At 71.3% G+C, this 15,925-nt stretch carries 14 protein-coding genes and 2 pseudogenes; 9 read left to right on the forward strand and 7 right to left on the reverse strand.

Annotated elements, in window-relative coordinates; genetic code table 11:
* Positions 1 to 100 precede the first annotated feature (100 nt).
* Positions 101 to 1,036 carry a LysR family transcriptional regulator gene (locus ACQ86L_RS19390; protein WP_345836604.1) on the reverse strand — a complete coding sequence of 312 codons (936 nt, stop codon included), beginning with the start codon at positions 1,034 to 1,036 and terminating at the stop codon, positions 101 to 103.
* 155 nt (positions 1,037 to 1,191) lie between these two features.
* Between ACQ86L_RS19390 and ACQ86L_RS19395 the strand changes: the two genes are divergently transcribed.
* The gene (locus tag ACQ86L_RS19395; RefSeq protein ID WP_434316841.1) at positions 1,192 to 2,619 is read left to right on the forward strand and encodes a purine-cytosine permease family protein; all 1,428 of its coding nucleotides are present in this window, start codon (positions 1,192 to 1,194) and stop codon (positions 2,617 to 2,619) included.
* The gene (locus ACQ86L_RS19400; RefSeq protein ID WP_434316842.1) at positions 2,616 to 4,172 is read left to right on the forward strand and encodes a GMC family oxidoreductase; all 1,557 of its coding nucleotides are present in this window, start codon (positions 2,616 to 2,618) and stop codon (positions 4,170 to 4,172) included. Before ACQ86L_RS19395 ends, ACQ86L_RS19400 begins: the two co-directional genes overlap by 4 nt.
* A gap of 231 nt (positions 4,173 to 4,403) precedes the next feature.
* Here the strand turns inward: ACQ86L_RS19400 and ACQ86L_RS19405 are convergent, their stop codons facing one another.
* From ACQ86L_RS19405 to ACQ86L_RS19415, 3 genes are all read right to left on the reverse strand, one after another.
* On the reverse strand, positions 4,404 to 5,912 hold the full coding sequence (locus ACQ86L_RS19405) for an APC family permease (protein WP_434316843.1): 1,509 nt from the start codon (positions 5,910 to 5,912) through the stop codon (positions 4,404 to 4,406).
* Between the two features lie 76 nt (positions 5,913 to 5,988).
* The gene (locus ACQ86L_RS19410) at positions 5,989 to 6,837 is read right to left on the reverse strand and encodes an HpcH/HpaI aldolase/citrate lyase family protein (RefSeq protein WP_434316844.1); all 849 of its coding nucleotides are present in this window, start codon (positions 6,835 to 6,837) and stop codon (positions 5,989 to 5,991) included.
* A gap of 10 nt (positions 6,838 to 6,847) precedes the next feature.
* On the reverse strand, positions 6,848 to 8,311 hold the full coding sequence (locus ACQ86L_RS19415) for an aldehyde dehydrogenase family protein (protein ID WP_434316845.1): 1,464 nt from the start codon (positions 8,309 to 8,311) through the stop codon (positions 6,848 to 6,850).
* A 239-nt stretch (positions 8,312 to 8,550) separates the two neighbouring features.
* On the opposite strand from ACQ86L_RS19415, the gene ACQ86L_RS19420 reads away from it, so the two are divergent.
* The 6 genes and pseudogenes from ACQ86L_RS19420 (at position 8,551) to ACQ86L_RS19445 (ending at position 13,442) form a co-directional block, all read left to right on the forward strand.
* Entirely contained in the window at positions 8,551 to 8,823 is a 273-nt protein-coding gene (locus ACQ86L_RS19420; RefSeq protein ID WP_434316846.1) for an FAD-dependent monooxygenase, read from the forward strand.
* Entirely contained in the window at positions 8,820 to 9,827 is a 1,008-nt protein-coding gene (locus tag ACQ86L_RS19425) for a flavin-containing monooxygenase (protein WP_434316847.1), read from the forward strand. The genes ACQ86L_RS19420 and ACQ86L_RS19425 overlap by 4 nt, the downstream gene beginning before the upstream one ends.
* Positions 9,827 to 10,249 carry a RidA family protein gene (locus tag ACQ86L_RS19430; RefSeq protein ID WP_434316848.1) on the forward strand — a complete coding sequence of 141 codons (423 nt, stop codon included), beginning with the start codon at positions 9,827 to 9,829 and terminating at the stop codon, positions 10,247 to 10,249. The genes ACQ86L_RS19425 and ACQ86L_RS19430 overlap by 1 nt, the downstream gene beginning before the upstream one ends.
* A complete protein-coding gene (locus tag ACQ86L_RS19435; RefSeq protein ID WP_434316849.1) occupies positions 10,246 to 10,917 on the forward strand; it encodes a DUF1028 domain-containing protein in 672 nt (223 codons plus the stop codon). The genes ACQ86L_RS19430 and ACQ86L_RS19435 overlap by 4 nt, the downstream gene beginning before the upstream one ends.
* Entirely contained in the window at positions 10,910 to 12,052 is a 1,143-nt protein-coding gene (locus tag ACQ86L_RS19440; protein ID WP_434316850.1) for a M20 family metallopeptidase, read from the forward strand. Before ACQ86L_RS19435 ends, ACQ86L_RS19440 begins: the two co-directional genes overlap by 8 nt.
* Positions 12,049 to 13,442: pseudogene (locus ACQ86L_RS19445) on the forward strand (aspartate ammonia-lyase). Before ACQ86L_RS19440 ends, ACQ86L_RS19445 begins: the two are co-directional and overlap by 4 nt.
* A gap of 22 nt (positions 13,443 to 13,464) precedes the next feature.
* Here ACQ86L_RS19445 and ACQ86L_RS19450 read toward each other — a convergent pair.
* From ACQ86L_RS19450 to ACQ86L_RS19460, 3 genes are read right to left on the reverse strand one after another with little or no spacing between them, the layout of a single operon-like run.
* On the reverse strand, positions 13,465 to 13,860 hold the full coding sequence (locus ACQ86L_RS19450) for a PIN domain-containing protein (RefSeq protein ID WP_434316851.1): 396 nt from the start codon (positions 13,858 to 13,860) through the stop codon (positions 13,465 to 13,467).
* Positions 13,857 to 14,123 (reverse strand): type II toxin-antitoxin system Phd/YefM family antitoxin, encoded by a 267-nt coding sequence (locus tag ACQ86L_RS19455; protein WP_434316852.1) that lies wholly within the window; start codon positions 14,121 to 14,123, stop codon positions 13,857 to 13,859. The genes ACQ86L_RS19450 and ACQ86L_RS19455 overlap by 4 nt, the downstream gene beginning before the upstream one ends.
* A gap of 32 nt (positions 14,124 to 14,155) precedes the next feature.
* Entirely contained in the window at positions 14,156 to 14,809 is a 654-nt protein-coding gene (locus ACQ86L_RS19460) for a TetR/AcrR family transcriptional regulator (protein WP_434316853.1), read from the reverse strand.
* A gap of 93 nt (positions 14,810 to 14,902) precedes the next feature.
* Between ACQ86L_RS19460 and ACQ86L_RS19465 the strand changes: the two are divergent.
* Positions 14,903 to 15,853, forward strand: a pseudogene (locus ACQ86L_RS19465) (primary-amine oxidase); the annotation flags it as partial.
* Positions 15,854 to 15,925 lie beyond the last annotated feature (72 nt).

The raw sequence follows: 15,925 nt of genomic DNA on the forward strand, positions 1-15,925 counted from the left end.
GACCAGTCTCGGCGAGAGCGCTGGATCACGCAAATAGCTTCAGCTGGATCAGTTCATCATCCATTCAGATGTGTGATCCTCCCGAAACCTCCCCGTCATCTCACGCGCGCAGCGGGTCGGGATTGAGTGCCTCCGCGACCACCTGCGCCGCGATGTCGCTCACCGCGCGCGCCCGGGCCGTCGCCCGCACCGAGCGCATCGCCGCCAGCACCACGGGGAGGGCGGGGACGCTGTCCGCGATCGGCAGCGCGGCAACCCGCTCGCCGTCGTAGCTGAAGTCGTGCCTGGGCCGCTGGTTGAGGATCGAGAAGCCGTGCCCGTGCGCCACGAAGGCGCGCACTGTCTCGTAGTTGAGCGACCGGTGCCGGATCTCCGGCTGGAGACCTGCGCCGGCGAGGATGCCGAGGAAGTACTCCCGGCTGTGCGGCAGGTCGAGCAGGATCATCGGCTCGCGCGACAGCTCGCGCAGGAACACCTGCGGCGACGCGGCGAGCGGATGGTCGGCGGGCAGGATGACGTGCGGCGGAGCGTCGGACAGCACCGCCGTGCGGATGTCGTTGCCGAAGCCGAAGTCGTAGCCGATCAGCAGCTCCACCCGGCCGCTGCGCAGGGCGGCCCTGGCGCCGTCGGTGTCCAGCTCGTCCACCTCGATGTCGAGGTACGGGTGCTCGGCCCGCACCCGGCTGACGATCGCGGGGAGGATGAACGGCGCGAGCGTGACGAAACAGCCGATCCGGATGGTGCCGCGCACCTGGTTGTCGATGCCGCGCGCGGTGTCGAGCGCCTCCTCCAGGTTGAGCAGGAGCGCCCGGGCGTCGCCCAGGAACTGCTGCCCGGCCGGCGTGAGCGTCAGCCCGCGGGAGCGCTGCCGGATGAAGAGCTGCGCGCCGACCTGCTGCTCCAGTTGTGCGATGGCCGACGAGACGGCCGACTGGGCGACGAACAGCTCCTCGGCGGCGCGGGTCATCGAGAGGTGAGTGGCGGCCTCGATGAAGTAGCGGAGCTGCGCGAGCGTGACGTCCGGCTTCTTGCTCATGGGAGGCCTCCATTACGACCAGGTTTCGGCACTGTTACCTGCGGCGCGGTATCTCCCCAAGTGATGCAGTGCTTCAGGCAACCTTAGTTGATTGATGCGCCAGGAAGGCAGAGGCTTCTATGCCAAGCCCCCAGGCCACGACGAGGAGCACACCCATGACCACAGAGGTCCGCAGCGACGCCCTCGGCGTCGAGACCCGCACCATCGACTACATCCCCGAGGACGAGCGGCACGGCAAGGCCCGCAACCTGTTCACGATCTGGTTCGGCGGCAACATCATGATGCTGTCGATCGCGACGGGCCTGCTGGCGACCGCGGTGTACGGCCTCCCGATCTGGGCGGCGATCGTGGCGCTCGTGGTCGGCAACCTGATCGGCGGCGTCGTGATGGCGCTGCACGCGGCGCAGGGGCCGCAGATGGGCGTGCCGCAGATGCTGCAGACCCGCGCGCAGTTCGGGTCGTACGGCAGCCTCCTGGTGGTCGTGATCGTGGTCGGGATGTATGTCGCGTTCTTCGCCTCGAACGTGATCCTCGGCGGCCAGGCGCTGGACTCGCTCACCCACCTCGGCGCGTTCTGGTCGACGGTGATCGTCGGCCTGATCAGCGTCTTCGGCGCTGTGTTCGGCTACCGGCTGCTGCACGTGTTCGGGACGGTGATGAGCGTCGTCGCCGGCCTCACCATCGCCATCGTCTTCGTCTACATCTTCGCCGCGGGAACGCTGCCCGCGAGCGCCATCGACTACGGCTCGGTCACCGCCGCCGGCATCATGGGGACCATCTCGGTCGCCGCGCTCTGGCAGATCGCGTACGCGCCCTACGTGTCCGACTACACGCGCTACATGCCGAAGGACACCGGCGTGCGGGCTGCGTTCTGGGCGACGTTCGCCGGCTGCGTGGCCGGGTCGGTCATCCCGATGGTGCTCGGCTCGATCGTCGGCGCGGCCTTCCCGAAGGACGACGTCGCGACCGGCCTCAGCGCCCTCATCCCCGGGATCGCGGGGCTCGCGATGCTCGTGTTCGGCGTGGGGATCAGCGTCAGCAACGGGATGAACCTCTACTGCGGGAGCCTCGCGATCATCACCATCGGGCAGACGCTGTTCCCGAAGTGGATCCCGCGGGCCGTCACGCGCGGCGCCATCGCGGTCATCCTCTTCCTGGTCGCGCTGGTGCTCGGCTTCGCGTTCTCGGCCAACTTCCTGGTCAACCTGTCGAACCTGATGATCCTGCTGCTGTGCGTGCTCATCCCGTGGACGGCCGTCAACCTGGTCGACTACTACGCGGTCAAGCACGGCAAGTACGACATCGCCTCGCTGTTCCGGCAGGACGGCGGAATCTACGGCCGGATCAACCGCAACGCCGTGATCTGCTACGTGCTGGGCGTCCTCATCCAGCTCCCGTTCATCAACACCGCCTTCTACACCGGCCCGATCGCGACCGCGCTCGGCGGCGTCGACATCTCGTGGATCGTCGGCCTGGCCGTGATCTGCCCGCTGTACTACGCGCTCATGAAGTGGGCGCCGTCCAAGGCTGCCTCGCCGGCGGCCTCCACCTCCCTCCCCACCCCCGTCGCAGGAGCAGAATGACCCTCGATCCAGCACAGGCCGCCGCCGAGTACGACTACGTCGTGGTCGGCGGCGGCACTGCGGGCGGCATCGTCGCCGCGCGCCTCTCCGAGAACCCGGACGTGACGGTCGCCCTCCTGGAGTGGGGGCCGAGCGACCGCGGCGAGAGCCGCGCCCGCGAGCTGCGGCGCTGGGAGGAGATGATCGGGAGCGCGTACGACCTCGACTACCGCAGCGTGCCGCAGGAGCACGGCAACTCGTCCATCCGGCAGACCAGGATGCGCATCCTCGGCGGCTGCTCGACCGCGAACACGATGATCGCGTGGCGGCCGCCGGCGTCCGACCTCGCCGAGTGGGTGGAGGCGGGGGCCGCCGGGTGGGACGCCGCGAGCTTCCAGCCGTATTTCGACCGGCTCGACATCCCCGTGCACCCGGTCGGCGCGGCGGACCGGAACCCGTTCGTCGCGGACGTGGTCGCCTCCGCCGTCTCGGCCCTCGGCCTCCCTTTGCAGGAGCGCTGGAACGACGGCCGCACCGACACCCTGGCGCGCGGCGCCGGCTTCTTCGAGGTGGGCTACGACCCGGCGACGAACGTGCGCGGGTCGAGCTCCATCCACTACCTGCACGACGTGATGGACGACCGCGCGTCGCTGGACGTAATCACGGGCGCGCGTGCGTCGCGGATCGTGCTGGAGGGCGGCCGCGCCGTCACGGTGCGCTACCGCGACGCGTCGGGCGTGCTTCGGGAGGTCCGGGCGCGCCGCGAGATCGTGCTCGCCTGCGGCGCGATCGACACCCCGCGGCTCCTGCTGCTGTCCGGGATCGGCCCGGCTCCGGTGCTCGCGGCGGCCGGTGTGCCCCTGGTGCACGAGCTGCCGGGCGTGGGGGAGAACCTCCAGGACCATGCCGAGGGGCTGGTCGTCTGGGAGGCCGTGTCGGCGCCGCCCGCGGTCTCGGCCTCGGGCTGGGACGCGGGCGCGATGGTCGGCGTGGACGGCGACCCGGCGCGCGCGGACGTGCTGATGCACTTCCCGGTGGAGCCGGTGGTCGACCATCCTCGCGCCCGCGGCGTCGAGTTCCCACCCGCCATCGTCGCGATCGCGCCCAACGTCGCCAAGCCGCACAGCCGTGGCCGCGTGACCATCGCCTCCGCCGACCCGGACGAGCCGCCCGTGATCGACTACCGCTACTTCACGGACGCGGACGGCCACGACGAGCGGATGCTGGTCGCCGGCGTGCGCCTGGCCCGCCGCATCGCGGAGGCCGAGCCGATGCGCGGCCACCTGGTGCGGGAGGTCTTCCCCGGCCCCGACGTCCAGACCGACGAGGAGCTGTCGGCCCTCCAGCGCGACATCCACCAGACCGTCTACCACGTGAGCGGCAGCTGCCGGATGGGCGCCGCCGACGACGCACTCGCGGTCGTCGACCCGGAGCTGCGCGTGCGCGGCATCGCCGGCCTGCGCATCGCGGACGCGTCGGTCTTCCCGACCCTCACGTCGGTGAACCCGGTCATCACGGTGATGATGGTGGCCGAGCGCGCCGCCGACCTGCTCGCGGCCACCGTCCCGGCCTAACCGCCCACCCGCCCCGCCCTCTCGTCGCTAACGGAGGAGATCTCGCCCCACGAGGGCGCAGACTCCTCCGTTAGCTGCTTTCAGGGCACCCGCCGCACCCGATCTCCTCCGTTACCGACGGCGTCGCTAACGGAGGACATCCACCGGCCGCGGCCCCCGGGTGCCAGTCAACGGAGGAGATCCCGGCTTGGTGGGCCGGGATCTCCTCCGTTGACCGTGTGTGGCCGCGCGTCAGTCGCGGACCGGCTCCAGCAGGACCTCGGGGCCCGGGTCGATGCGGCGGTCGCGGGCGCGCTGCCAGAAGTAGCCGGCCAGGGCCAGCACCGTGATCACGATCAGCGTCCCCACCGTGAAGCCCTCGAACGTCGGGCGGTCGACGCCCCAGGTGTCGACGAAGTCGTACTTCAGGCCGAGCAGCCCCTCCAGCGTGCCCGGGAAGACCGCGACCCAGGAGCCGAGCAGCACCCACGCGTAGATGATCACGACGGCGGTCCACAGGCCGCCGCGGCCTCCCGGGACCCGGAAGGGGCGCTCGACGTCCGGGTACTTACTGCGCAGCCGGACGATCGACGGGAAGATGACCAGGTACGAGAGCAGCAGGGTCGAGATCGCGACCGTCAGCACCACCGTGAACACCGCCGCGGTGCTGCCCTTGAGCAGGAGCGTCGCCGCGATGCAGAACACCGTGGCCACGATCCCGGAGAGCAGGTTCATCCGCACGGGGGTGCCGAAGCGCTTCGAGAAGACGCCGAAGTAGCGGAAGAACGCGCCGTCCGCGCCGGCGGCGGCCTGCACGCGGTCGGAGGCGATCATCCACGCGCTCGCCTGCGTGAGCACCACGAACACGAACAGCAGCGCGGCGACGAACATCACCGGGCCGGTGGCGATCCCGTAGACCGAGAAGACCTCCTTGAACGCGTCGAGCAGGCCGCTGGCGCCCTGGACCTTGTTCGCGGGGAGCACGGCCAGGATGGCGAAGATCGGCACGAGGTAGCACAGGATCGAGATGATGCCGGAGGAGGTGATCGCGCGCGGGACGTCGCGCTGCGGGTTGCGCATCTCCTCGGCCGCGCCGTTCGGCGCCTCGAAGCCGACGACCGCGAACAGGATGACCGGCGTCACCGCGAGGAACCCGCCGAGCGTCGGCGAGAACGCCCCGGCCGCATACCCGTGCACGCCGTTCTTGACCGCGTAGACGGCCACGGTCACCACGAACACCACCAGCAGCAGGATCTTGATGATCGCTCCCGCGGCCACGATGTGCTTGCCGTACTGGAGGCCGATGATCGCGGTGCCGATGGCCAGCCAGATGAACGCCAGCTTGAAGACGATGTCCCCTGCGCTGCCCTCCGGGAGCAGGGCGATGTAGGCGCCCCAGGTCGCGGCGGAGATGAACACCAGCGAGCCGCCCATCCAGAGCGGGTTGGTGATCCAGTAGAACAGCGTCGCGATCGCCGCGGTCAGCTTGCCGAACGCGAGCCGCACCCAGACGAACGGGCCGCCCTCGTCGTGGAACGTGCTGCCCAGCTCGGAGATGACGAGCGCGTACGGGAAGAGGAAGGTGATCCCGATCACCGCGGTCCAGGTGAACGCCTCTGCGCCGCCTCCCGCCGCGATCTGCGCGACGGTGTCGATGGAGATGACCGCGCTGATCGACAGGAAGACGATGTCGAGCCGGCCGAGGGTCTTGCGGAAATGCCGGGTTCGGATGTTCGAGGTCTGGAGCTTCGTATCGGTCATCGGGGGACTCCTTCGTCCTTGCATTCTCTTCGGATGGGACTGGCGGGGGAAATCCGGGCGGCGCCCGGTCGATGGGCTACCCGGCCGCGCTGAACGCGCGGTCCAGGCGCAGGATCTTCTCGGCGCGGCCGAGCCGCGGGAGGTCGCTGCCGTCGCGGACGACGCCGCCGGCCTCCTCGAACTCGCCGAGGAAGCCGGCCGCCCAGGACACGTCCTCGGCGGAGGGCGCCATCACCTCGTTGACGATGCCGACCTGCGTCTCGCGCAGGCAGAGCCGCCCGGTGAGGCCGAGCGCGGCGGCCGACCGGGACTGCTCGGTGACGATCGGCGCGCCGTCGACCACCGACGGCCCGTCGATCGGGCCGGGGAGGCCGCCGACCCGGCTCGCGACGACTAGCCGCGAGCGCGGGTAGGCCAGGGCGGCCTCCGAGTTGGCGACGCCGGTGTCGCGGCGGTAGTCGCCGCTGCCGAACGCCAGCCGGAAGGCGCCCGGCGCGCGGGCGATGAGGGCGGCGTTCTCGATGCCGAGGGCGGACTCGATCAGGGCGACCACCGGTGTCGAGCCGCCCAGCCGCTCGGCGGTCTCGGTGACGTGGGCCGCCTCCTCGGTCTTGGCGAGCACGACGCCGAGCAGGCCTGGGAGGCCACGGAGCCGCTCGACATCGCCGGACCAGAACGCCGAGGTGCGGTCGTTGACGCGCACCCAGGCCTCGCCGCCGGACTCCAGGAACCGTGCGACCCGCTCCCGCTCGACCTCCTTGCGGGAGGCGTCGATCGCGTCCTCCAGGTCGATCACGACGGCGTCGGCGGACGACCCCGCCACGGCCACCGCGTCGAGTCGGGCCGCCGAGAGGAGCAGCCAGGAGCGGGCGACCTCGGGCGGCACCCGGGTCGCGCGCGGCGTGGTGTCGAGCTGCATCGTCATGGCCGTCCTCCTACGCGTGCTGGAACCACGTGGTCTTGAGGCCCACATAGTTGTCGATGGCGTGCCGGGAGAGGTCGCGGCCGAAGCCGGACTGCCGGAACCCGCCGAACGGGGTCGTGGAGCCGAGCGCGTCCACCGTGTTCACCGAGACGGTGCCGGCGACCAGTCGCTCGGACACCCGGTGGGCGCGAGAGAGGTTCGAGGTCCACAGCGACGCGGCCAGGCCGTAGTCGGTGGCGTTCGCCGCGCGCACTGCCTCGTCCTCGTGGTCGAACGCCTGGACCACGACCAGCGGGCCGAAGACCTCGTCACGGTGCAGCGGGTGCGAGAGCGGGAGGCCGGCGACGATCGCCGGGTCGATGAACGCGCGCGAGCCCTGCCGCTGGATGCGCTCGCCGCCGATCAGCTCGCCGTCGCGCGCTGCCGTCTCGATCGCGGCGGCGACGCTGTCGGCGTGCGACTCGGAGACGAGCGCTCCGTTGCCGCTGGCCGGGTCAAGGGGGTCGCCGGAGCGGTACGCCTCGGCGGCGGCCGTGAGCAGCCCGACGAACTCGTCGTAGACAGGACGCTCGACGAAGATGCGCGAGTTGGCCGAGCAGACCTCACCCTGGTTGTAGAACGCGCCGAACGCGGCCTTCTCGGCGGCCAGCGCCAGGTCGTCGACGTCGGCGAAGACCAGGTTCGAGCTCTTGCCGCCGGCCTCCAGGCTCAGCCGTTTCAGGTTCGACTCGCCCGCGTAGGTCAGCAGCTTCTTCGCGACCGCCGTCGAGCCGGTGAACGTGAGCGCGTCGACGTCCGGGTGGAGGCCGAGCGCCCGGCCGATCACCGAGCCTGGGCCGGGGACGACGTTGAGCACGCCCGCCGGGATGCCGGCCTCCAGCGCCAGCTCGCCGAGGCGGAGGGCGGTGAGGCTCGTCGTCTCCGCGGGCTTCAGCACGACGCTGTTGCCGGCGACCAGCGCGGGCGCGAGCTTCCAGGCGGCGATGTCGAGCGGGTAGTTCCACGGCACGATCGCGGCGACCACGCCGAGCGCGACCCGGCTGACGATCGCGGTCGAGCCGGGAGGAGTGGAGGGCACCTCGTCGGTGAGCTTGTCGGCGAGCTCGCCGTACCAGCGGAAGGTCGCCGCCGTGCCGGGGAGGTCGACGGCGCTGGTCTGCGAGAGCGGCTTGCCCATGTCGAGGGATTCGAGGAGGGCGAGCTCGGCCGCGTTGTGCTCGATGAGGTCGGCGAGCCGGCGGAGGACGGCGCCGCGGTCGGCGGCGTCTCGGCGGCTCCAGACGCCGGATTCGTAGGCGGCGCGGGCCGCGGCCACGGCGCGGTCGACGTCGGCGGGGCCGCCCTTCGCGACCTCCGCGAGCGCTTCGCCGGTCGCCGGGTTGACCGTGACGAACGTGTCGCCCGACGCGGAGGCGACGCGGTCGCCGTCGATGATGGCCCTGCCGTCGATGCGGACGGTTGTGTCGATCGTCATGCCGGAAGAGTACGCACGTCCAGTGCATCGAAACGAGCGTTGAAAACCGTTCCAGTGGATCGTTTGAAGTGATGTAGCGCGCCCCGGCTGGGCGCCGCGCGATCATGAAATGAGGAGTTCACGCGCGTGAAACGCGCGCGAAGCATCACTTCCGTTGATCCAATACGGCGATTCTCATTGTTTTACAGATTCGGTCCGGCCTGCTGACAATGGCTGCACCATCAGCGAAGGAGATCAGCATGTCGAGCCAGGAAATCGAGGTCCTCGTCGTCGGCGCGGGACAGGCCGGTGTGGCGATGAGCGCCCACCTGACCGAGCGCGGCATCCCGCATCTCGTGCTGGAGCGCGACCGCATCGCCGAGCGCTGGCGCTCGGGCCGCTGGGACTCGCTCGTCGCCAACGGCCCCGCGTGGCACGACCGCTTCCCCGGCCTGGAGTTCGACGACGTCGACCAGGACGGCTTCGCCCCAAGGAGCGCGTCGCCGACTACTTCGTCGCCTACGCCGCCATGACGAACGCGCCGATCCGCAGCGGAGTGGAGGTGCTGTCGGTCCGCCGCAACGCCGGCGCGCCGGGCTTCACGGTCGAGACCACCGACGGCTCCTACACGGCGCGCCATGTCGTGGCCGCGACGGGACCGTTCCAGAAGCCGGTCATCCCCACCGTCATCCCGGCGGACGCGGGTGTCGAGCAGCTCCACTCCAGCGACTACCGCAACCCGGACCAGCTCCCGGCCGGCGGCGTGCTCGTCGTCGGCGCCGGGTCCTCGGGTGTGCAGATCGCCGACGAGCTGCGCCGCGCGGGACGCCGGGTGCACCTCTCGGTCGGCCCGCACGACCGGCCGCCGCGCCGCTACCGGGGCCGCGACAATGTGTGGTGGCTGGGCGTCCTCGGCAAGTGGGAGGCCTCCGCCCCCGCCGCCGGCGCCGAGCACGTGACCATCGCGGTCAGCGGCGCCCGCGGCGGCCGCACCGTGGACTTCCGCGAGCTCGCCGAGAGCGGCATCACGCTCGTCGGCCGGACGCAGGACTACGCCGACGGGGTCCTCCGGTTCGGCGGCGACCTGGCCGCCAACATCCACGCCGGCGACGCCAACTACCTCTCGGTGCTCGACGAGGCGGACGCCTACATCGAGCGCAACGGCCTCGACCTCCCGGAGGAGCCGGAGGCCCGCATCCTCGGCCCCGACCCCGCGTGCGTGACCGACCCGGTCACCGAGCTCGACCTCGCGGCGGCCGGGATCACCTCCATCGTCTGGGCCACCGGGTTCGGCGTCGACTACGGCTGGCTGCAGGTGGATGCACTGGACGCGGCGGGCAAGCCGGTGCACCAGCGCGGGGTCTCCGCCGAGCGCGGCGTGTACTTCCTGGGCCTGCCGTGGCAGTCGCGCCGCGGCTCCAGCTTCATCTGGGGCGTCTGGCACGACGCCGGCTACATCGCCGACCAGATCCAGATCCAGCGCACCTACCTGTCGTACGAGAACGCCGCGGTCGCGGCGGAAGGAGCAGCCGTCTGATGCCGACCCACACCCGCATCCGCCCGTTCAACACCAAGGACACCTACCCGGAGCAGAACCTCGACAACGACCTCTGCCAGGCCGTCGTCGCCGGCGGCGTCGTCTACCTGCGCGGCCAGATCGGCCAGGACCTGGAGACCCGCGAGTCGGTCGGCATCGGCGACGTGGAGGCGCAGGCCGAGAAGGCGATGGCGAACATCGCGATGCTGCTGGAGGAGGCCGGTTCGAGCCTGGAGGACATCGTGAAGGTCGTCATCTACATCATCGACCCGCGCTACCGGGAGGCGGTCTACCGGGTGGTCGGACGCTGGCTGAAGGGCGTCTTCCCGGTGTCCACCGGCATCGTCGTCTCGGCGCTCGCCCGGCCGGAGTGGCTGGTCGAGATCGACGCCACCGCGGTGCTCTCGGGAGGTGCAAAGTGACGTTCTCGATCCTCGCCGTCGACGGCACAGGGGCGATCGGCTCCGCCATCTGCTCCTCCTCGCCCGCGGTCGCCGCCCGCTGCGTGAACCTCGCCGACGGCGTCGGCGGCGCGCACTCCCAGAACATCACCGACCCGCGGCTCGGCCCGCGGCTCATCGGCGGGCTGCGCGACGGCCGGCCGGTGGAGGAGGCGCTGGCGTGGGTCGTGGACTCGACGCCGGACATCGACTACCGGCAGCTCCTCGTGATCGACCGCAACGGCCGCTCGGCCATCCACTCGGGCTCGCACGTGCTCGGCCACCACGGCCAGGCGCAGTCGGCGCACGCGGTCGCGGCGGGCAACATGCTCGCGCGCGCCGACGTGCCGCAGCTCATGGTGGACGCATTCGAGGCGGCCGCGGGCGAGCTGGAGGTGCGGCTGCTGGCCGCGCTCCGGGCGGCGATCGCGGCCGGCGGCGAGGAGGGGCCGGTGCACTCGGCCGGCGTCGCGGTCGTGCGCGACGCCGGCTGGCGGGTCACCGACCTCCGCGTCGACTGGGCGGAGAACCCCGTCGAGCTGCTGGGGGAGATCCTGGTGGAGACGTGGCTGCCGCAGCGGGACGCGTACGTGACGCGCGGGCTGATGCCGGCGGGTGCGCCGAGCTACGGGGTGCCCGGCGATGAGTGACACCGCGACGGCGACGTCGCTGAAGGACCGGGCCCGCTCGCTCGTGGACGCCGGCCTCCCGTCGCTCGTCGCGCTGTCCGAGGCGCTCCACGCCGACCCCGAGACGGCCTGGAACGAGCACCGCTCCAGCGCCCGCCTGCAGCAGGCCCTCGCCTCGCGCGGCTTCGCCGTGACGCCCGCCTACCTCGGACTGGACACGGCCTTCCTCGCCACCGCCGGCACCGGCCCGGTCCGCATCGGCGTCTGCGCCGAGTACGACGCCCTCCCGGGCCTCGGCCACGCCTGCGGCCACAATCTCATCGCCGCGATCGCCGTCGGCGTCGCCTCCGCCCTCGCCCCACTCGCGGACGAGCTCGGCATCACTGTGGAGGTCTACGGCACCCCCGCCGAGGAGGGCGGCGGCGGCAAGATCGAGCTGCTCGACCGCGGCGCGTTCGCCGGCCTCGACCTCGCCGTGATGGCGCACCCCGGGCCGGTGGACGTCGCCGAGGCGCGCCCGTTCGCCGTCGCGCACTCGCACGTCCGGTACGACGGCAAGGCCGCGCACGCGGGCGCGTATCCGGAGGAGGGCGTCAACGCCAACGACGCTTTCGTGGTCGCGCAGGTCGCGATCGGCCTGCTGCGCCAGCAGCTCCCGCACTCGGCGCGCGTGCACGGCATCCAGACGGTCGGAGGCCAGGCGCCCAACGCCATCCCGGACCGCACCGAGGGTCGCTGGTACGTCCGCGCCGAGACGCTGGAGGAGCTGGAGCGTATCGAGGACCGGGTGAACCGCTGCTTCGAGGCCGGCGCGCTCGCCTCCGGCACGACCCTCACGATCACGCCGGAGAGCAAGCCGTACTCCGAGTTCCGCAACGACGAGCGCGCGCTCGCGCTGTACCGGGCGAACGCGGAGGCGCTCGGCCGGGTGTTCGACGGCTCGTCCGCCGCGGGCCGGATGAACCGTGCCTCCACCGACATGGGCAACGTGTCACAGGTCGTCCCCGCCATCCATCCGTACATCGGCGTCGGCAGCCTCCCGGCCACCAACCATCAGCCCGAGTTCGCCGCCGCGTGCGTCGGTCCGCAGGCCGAGAAGGCGCTCCGGGACGCCGCCGTCGCCCTCGCGCAGACCGTCGTGGAGTTCGTCTCGTGACCGCCACCCGCACCGAGCACGACTCGCTCGGCCCCGTCGAGGTCCCGGCCGACGCCTACTGGGGTGCGAACACGCAGCGCGCCGTGGAGAACTTCCCGATCTCCGGGCGGGGGATCGGGACGTATCCCGAGCTCGTGACCGCACTGGCGCTGGTCAAGCAGGCGGCCGCCCGGGCGAACGCGGAGATCGGGGTTCTGGAGCCGGCGGTCGCCGACGTCATCGAAGCCGCCTGCCAGGACATCGTCGACGGCCGCCTCCACGACCAGTTCGTGGTCGACCTGATCCAGGGCGGCGCCGGCACCTCCACGAACATGAACGCCAACGAGGTCATCGCGAACCGCGCGCTCGAACGCCTCGGGCATCCGCGCGGGAGGTACGACGTCATCCACCCCCTGGACCACGTCAACCGCAGCCAGAGCACGAACGACGTGTATCCGACCGCCGTCAAGGTCGCGCTGACCATCGGGCTGCGGCGGCTGATCGTCGAGCACGCGCTGCTGGCCGGGGCGTTCCGCGCCAAAGGGGTGGAGTTCCGCGACCACGTGAAGATCGGCCGCACCCAGCTCCAGGACGCCGTGCCGATGACGCTCGGCCAGGAGTTCACGGCGTTCGCGGTGACGATGGACGAGGACAACCTCCGGCTGACCGAGACCATCCCGCTGCTGGCGGAGATCAACCTCGGCGCGACCGCGATCGGCACCGGCATCACCGCCTCACCCGGCTACGCGGCCGCGGTCGTGCGGCACCTCGCCGCGCTGACCGCCCTGCCGCTGGTCACGGCCTCCGACCTGATCGAGGCGACCTCGGACACCGGCGTCTTCATGCTGGTCTCCGCTGCCCTGAAGCGCGCCGCGATCAAGCTCTCGAAGATCTCCTCGGACCTGCGCCTGCTGTCCAGCGGCCCCCAGTTCGGCTTCGGCGAGCTGCACCTCCCAGCGCGCCAGGCCGGCTCGTCGATCATGCCGGGCAAGGTCAACCCGGTCATCCCGGAGGTCGTCAACCAGGTCGCGTTCGCGATCGCGGGCGCCGACGTGTCGATCACGATGGCGGCCGACAACGGCCAGCTCCAGCTCAACGCCTTCGAGCCGGTCATCGCCAACGCGCTGCTGCAGGGGCTGACCTGGCTGACGAACGCGTGCCGGACGCTGCGGGTCAACTGCGTGGACGGCATCCAGGCCGACGCCGAGCTGCTGCGGGCCCGCGTGGCGTCCTCGGTCGGGCTCGTGACGGCGCTGACGCCGCGAATCGGCTACACGACGGCGGCGCAGATCGCGCACGAGGCGCTGGAGACCGGGGAGACGTACGCGCGGCGATCGTCGGGCGCGGGCTGCTGACGGCGGAGGAGTACGACGCGATCACGGACCCGCGGGTGCTGACCGGGGCGCGGTGAGCCGGCGTCAGGGACCGTGCGGTCAGTCAGCGGGGATCACGCGGACGATGCGTTCGAGGCCGGCGAAGTCGGCGACATTGTGCGTGACGATCGCGGCGCCGTGCGCCCGGGCGACCGCCGCGATCATCAGATCGGCGATCCGGCCGCGCGGCGACCGGCCCGCTGCGTGCACCGCCTCCACGATGCGCCCGTAGTACATCGCCGCTACGTCGTCGAACGGGAGGCCGCTCCCGAACGCCTGCCGGATCTCCAGGACCTGGAGCTTGCGGTCGGCGAGCATCGACGGATCGAGCCCGGGCGCCCCCTGCCCCTGCTCGAGCTCGGCATACGAGACGGAGCAGATCGCGACGTCGGTGATCCCCTCCGGGATGACGAACCCGCCGGTGATGAGGACGTTCGTGTCGAGCAGAGCCCTCACTGCCAGGGGTCTCGCAGATCCTGCTCGGCCCGCTGGTCCTGGAGCTCGCGTGCCCAGTCCTCGTCGCCGCTGCGCTCGAGCAGCGCCGCGACCCGCTCGACCGGGACCCACGCGGACTCGACGTGGGGCACGACGTCGGCGACAGGACGACCATGATTGGTCACCACATAGCGCTCGCCGCCCTGGACGTCGGCGAGCATCTTCGTCGGGTTCTGCCGAAGCTGCCCGACGGTGATGCTGTGGTCATCGATGGTCGATATCATCCCCACACGCTACCTCAGCCGTAGACATTTATCTACGATGCGTCGCGACCCGCCCAGTATTGCAGCGTTCCGGTGGCAGGGGATCCGTTCTCGCCCAGCCACGGCAGAACGGCGGTCGCGAACGTCGCACGCACCTGGCTCACGTCGTCCTCCACGGACTCCGCCGCCCAGATCACCTGCTCGCCCGCGTAGATCGAGTCGAGCAGGCGCACCAGCGGCTCCACCGGAGTGGTGGTCGCGAGCTCCCCGTCGGCCACCGCCTGCGCGAGCGCGGTGCGGGTGAGCTCGGTGAACTCGCGCGTGCGGCCGAACGCCGAGCGCGGGTCGGAGCCCGGGTGCACCTGCCCCCAGAACGCCACGACCACGCGCGCCTCCTCGCGCGTCACCGCGGAGGTCGGCAGGATCTCCTCCGCGATCGCGAGCAGCGCCGCGAGCCCGCGGGCGTCCCCGGCGCGGGCGGCGATCCGCTCCAGCGTGCGCTCGACTCCCCGCTGGGCCGCTGCCTCCGCGATCTGCTCCACCGAGTCGAAGTAATGCCACAGCGTGCCGGGCACCACGCCGAGGTCGGCCGCGACGGAGCGGCCGTGCGTCCCCGCGACGCCGGTGCGCGCGAGCACGCGCAGGTAGGCGTCCACGATGTCGCGGCGGCGCTGGTCGTGATCGACGATCTTGGGCACGTCCCCCATCTTGCACGATCGTTTCGCCGGCGCTCTTCCGGAAACGGGTTTTTGACGCTACAGTCAATAACCATCGGGAACCACCGACGAAGGAGTTCTGGAATGTCCCTGACGATCGCCACCGCGACCTCCCACCCGCTCGCCGCGCTCACCGAGGCCGAGATCGACCGCGCCCGCGAGGTGTTCGCCGCGTCCGGCCTGGTGACCGAGCACACCCGGTTCACCTACGTGATGCTGCGCGAGCCGCACAAGCGCGATGTCCTCGACCCCGACCGCGCGCCCGGGCTGCACCGCGAGGTGGAGGCCCTGCTGCTCGACTTCTCGACCGGCGCCGTCACCCAGGCCGTCGCCGACATCACCGCGGGGGAGGTCGTCCACACCCGCGAGCTCGACCCCGTCGCCGAGGGCACCGCGCCCGTCCTGGACGAGGAGTTCACCCTCGTGGACGACATCGTCAAGGCCGACCCCGGTTGGGTCGCCGCGCTCGCCAAGCGCGGCATCCACGACGTCAGCGCCGTCCGCACCTGCCCGCTGACGGCCGGCCACTTCGACTACGACGACGAGGAGGGCCGTCGGATGTTCCGCGTGCTCGCCTTCGTCCAGCAGAGCGAGTCCGACCTCCCGTGGGCGCACCCGATCGACGGCGTGGTGGCGCACGTCGACACCCTCTCGCGCTCGGTCATCCGGCTGGTGGAGACCCCGGTCGACACCGTCCCGATGGAGTCGGGCGACTACCTCGACCCGGAGGTCACCGGCCCGCTGCGCACCACGCTCAAGCCGATCGAGATCACCCAGCCGGAGGGCGTCAGCTTCGAGTACCGGGACGGCGTGCTGAGCTGGGAGAACTGGGACCTCCGCGTCGGCTTCAACGGCCGCGAGGGCCTCACCCTCCACGACGTCGCCTTCACCTACCAGCAGGAGCGCCGCCCCATCCTGTACCGGGCGTCCATCTCGGAGATGGTGGTCAACTACGCCGACCCGACGCCCATCCACGGCTGGCAGAACTACTACGACGCCGGCGAGTACCAGTTCGGCCGCCTCGCGAACTCGCTGGAGCTCGGCTGCGACTGCCTCGGCGACATCTTCTACCTGGACGCCGTCGTCGCCGACGACTTCGCCGGCCGC

The organism is Leifsonia sp. P73, from assembly GCF_051059105.1.
Taxonomy (GTDB): Bacteria; Actinomycetota; Actinomycetes; order Actinomycetales; family Microbacteriaceae; genus Leifsonia.

Coding starts and splice junctions, on each gene's coding strand:
- ACQ86L_RS19390 (WP_345836604.1), bottom strand. CDS start 1,036: ATGAGCAAGAAGCCGGACGTCACGCTCGCGCAGCTCCGCTACTTCATC.
- ACQ86L_RS19395 (WP_434316841.1), top strand. CDS start 1,192: ATGACCACAGAGGTCCGCAGCGACGCCCTCGGCGTCGAGACCCGCACC.
- ACQ86L_RS19400 (WP_434316842.1), top strand. CDS start 2,616: ATGACCCTCGATCCAGCACAGGCCGCCGCCGAGTACGACTACGTCGTG.
- ACQ86L_RS19405 (WP_434316843.1), bottom strand. CDS start 5,912: ATGACCGATACGAAGCTCCAGACCTCGAACATCCGAACCCGGCATTTC.
- ACQ86L_RS19410 (WP_434316844.1), bottom strand. CDS start 6,837: ATGACGATGCAGCTCGACACCACGCCGCGCGCGACCCGGGTGCCGCCC.
- ACQ86L_RS19415 (WP_434316845.1), bottom strand. CDS start 8,311: ATGACGATCGACACAACCGTCCGCATCGACGGCAGGGCCATCATCGAC.
- ACQ86L_RS19420 (WP_434316846.1), top strand. CDS start 8,551: ATGTCGAGCCAGGAAATCGAGGTCCTCGTCGTCGGCGCGGGACAGGCC.
- ACQ86L_RS19425 (WP_434316847.1), top strand. CDS start 8,820: ATGACGAACGCGCCGATCCGCAGCGGAGTGGAGGTGCTGTCGGTCCGC.
- ACQ86L_RS19430 (WP_434316848.1), top strand. CDS start 9,827: ATGCCGACCCACACCCGCATCCGCCCGTTCAACACCAAGGACACCTAC.
- ACQ86L_RS19440 (WP_434316850.1), top strand. CDS start 10,910: ATGAGTGACACCGCGACGGCGACGTCGCTGAAGGACCGGGCCCGCTCG.
- ACQ86L_RS19455 (WP_434316852.1), bottom strand. CDS start 14,123: ATGATATCGACCATCGATGACCACAGCATCACCGTCGGGCAGCTTCGG.
- ACQ86L_RS19460 (WP_434316853.1), bottom strand. CDS start 14,809: ATGGGGGACGTGCCCAAGATCGTCGATCACGACCAGCGCCGCCGCGAC.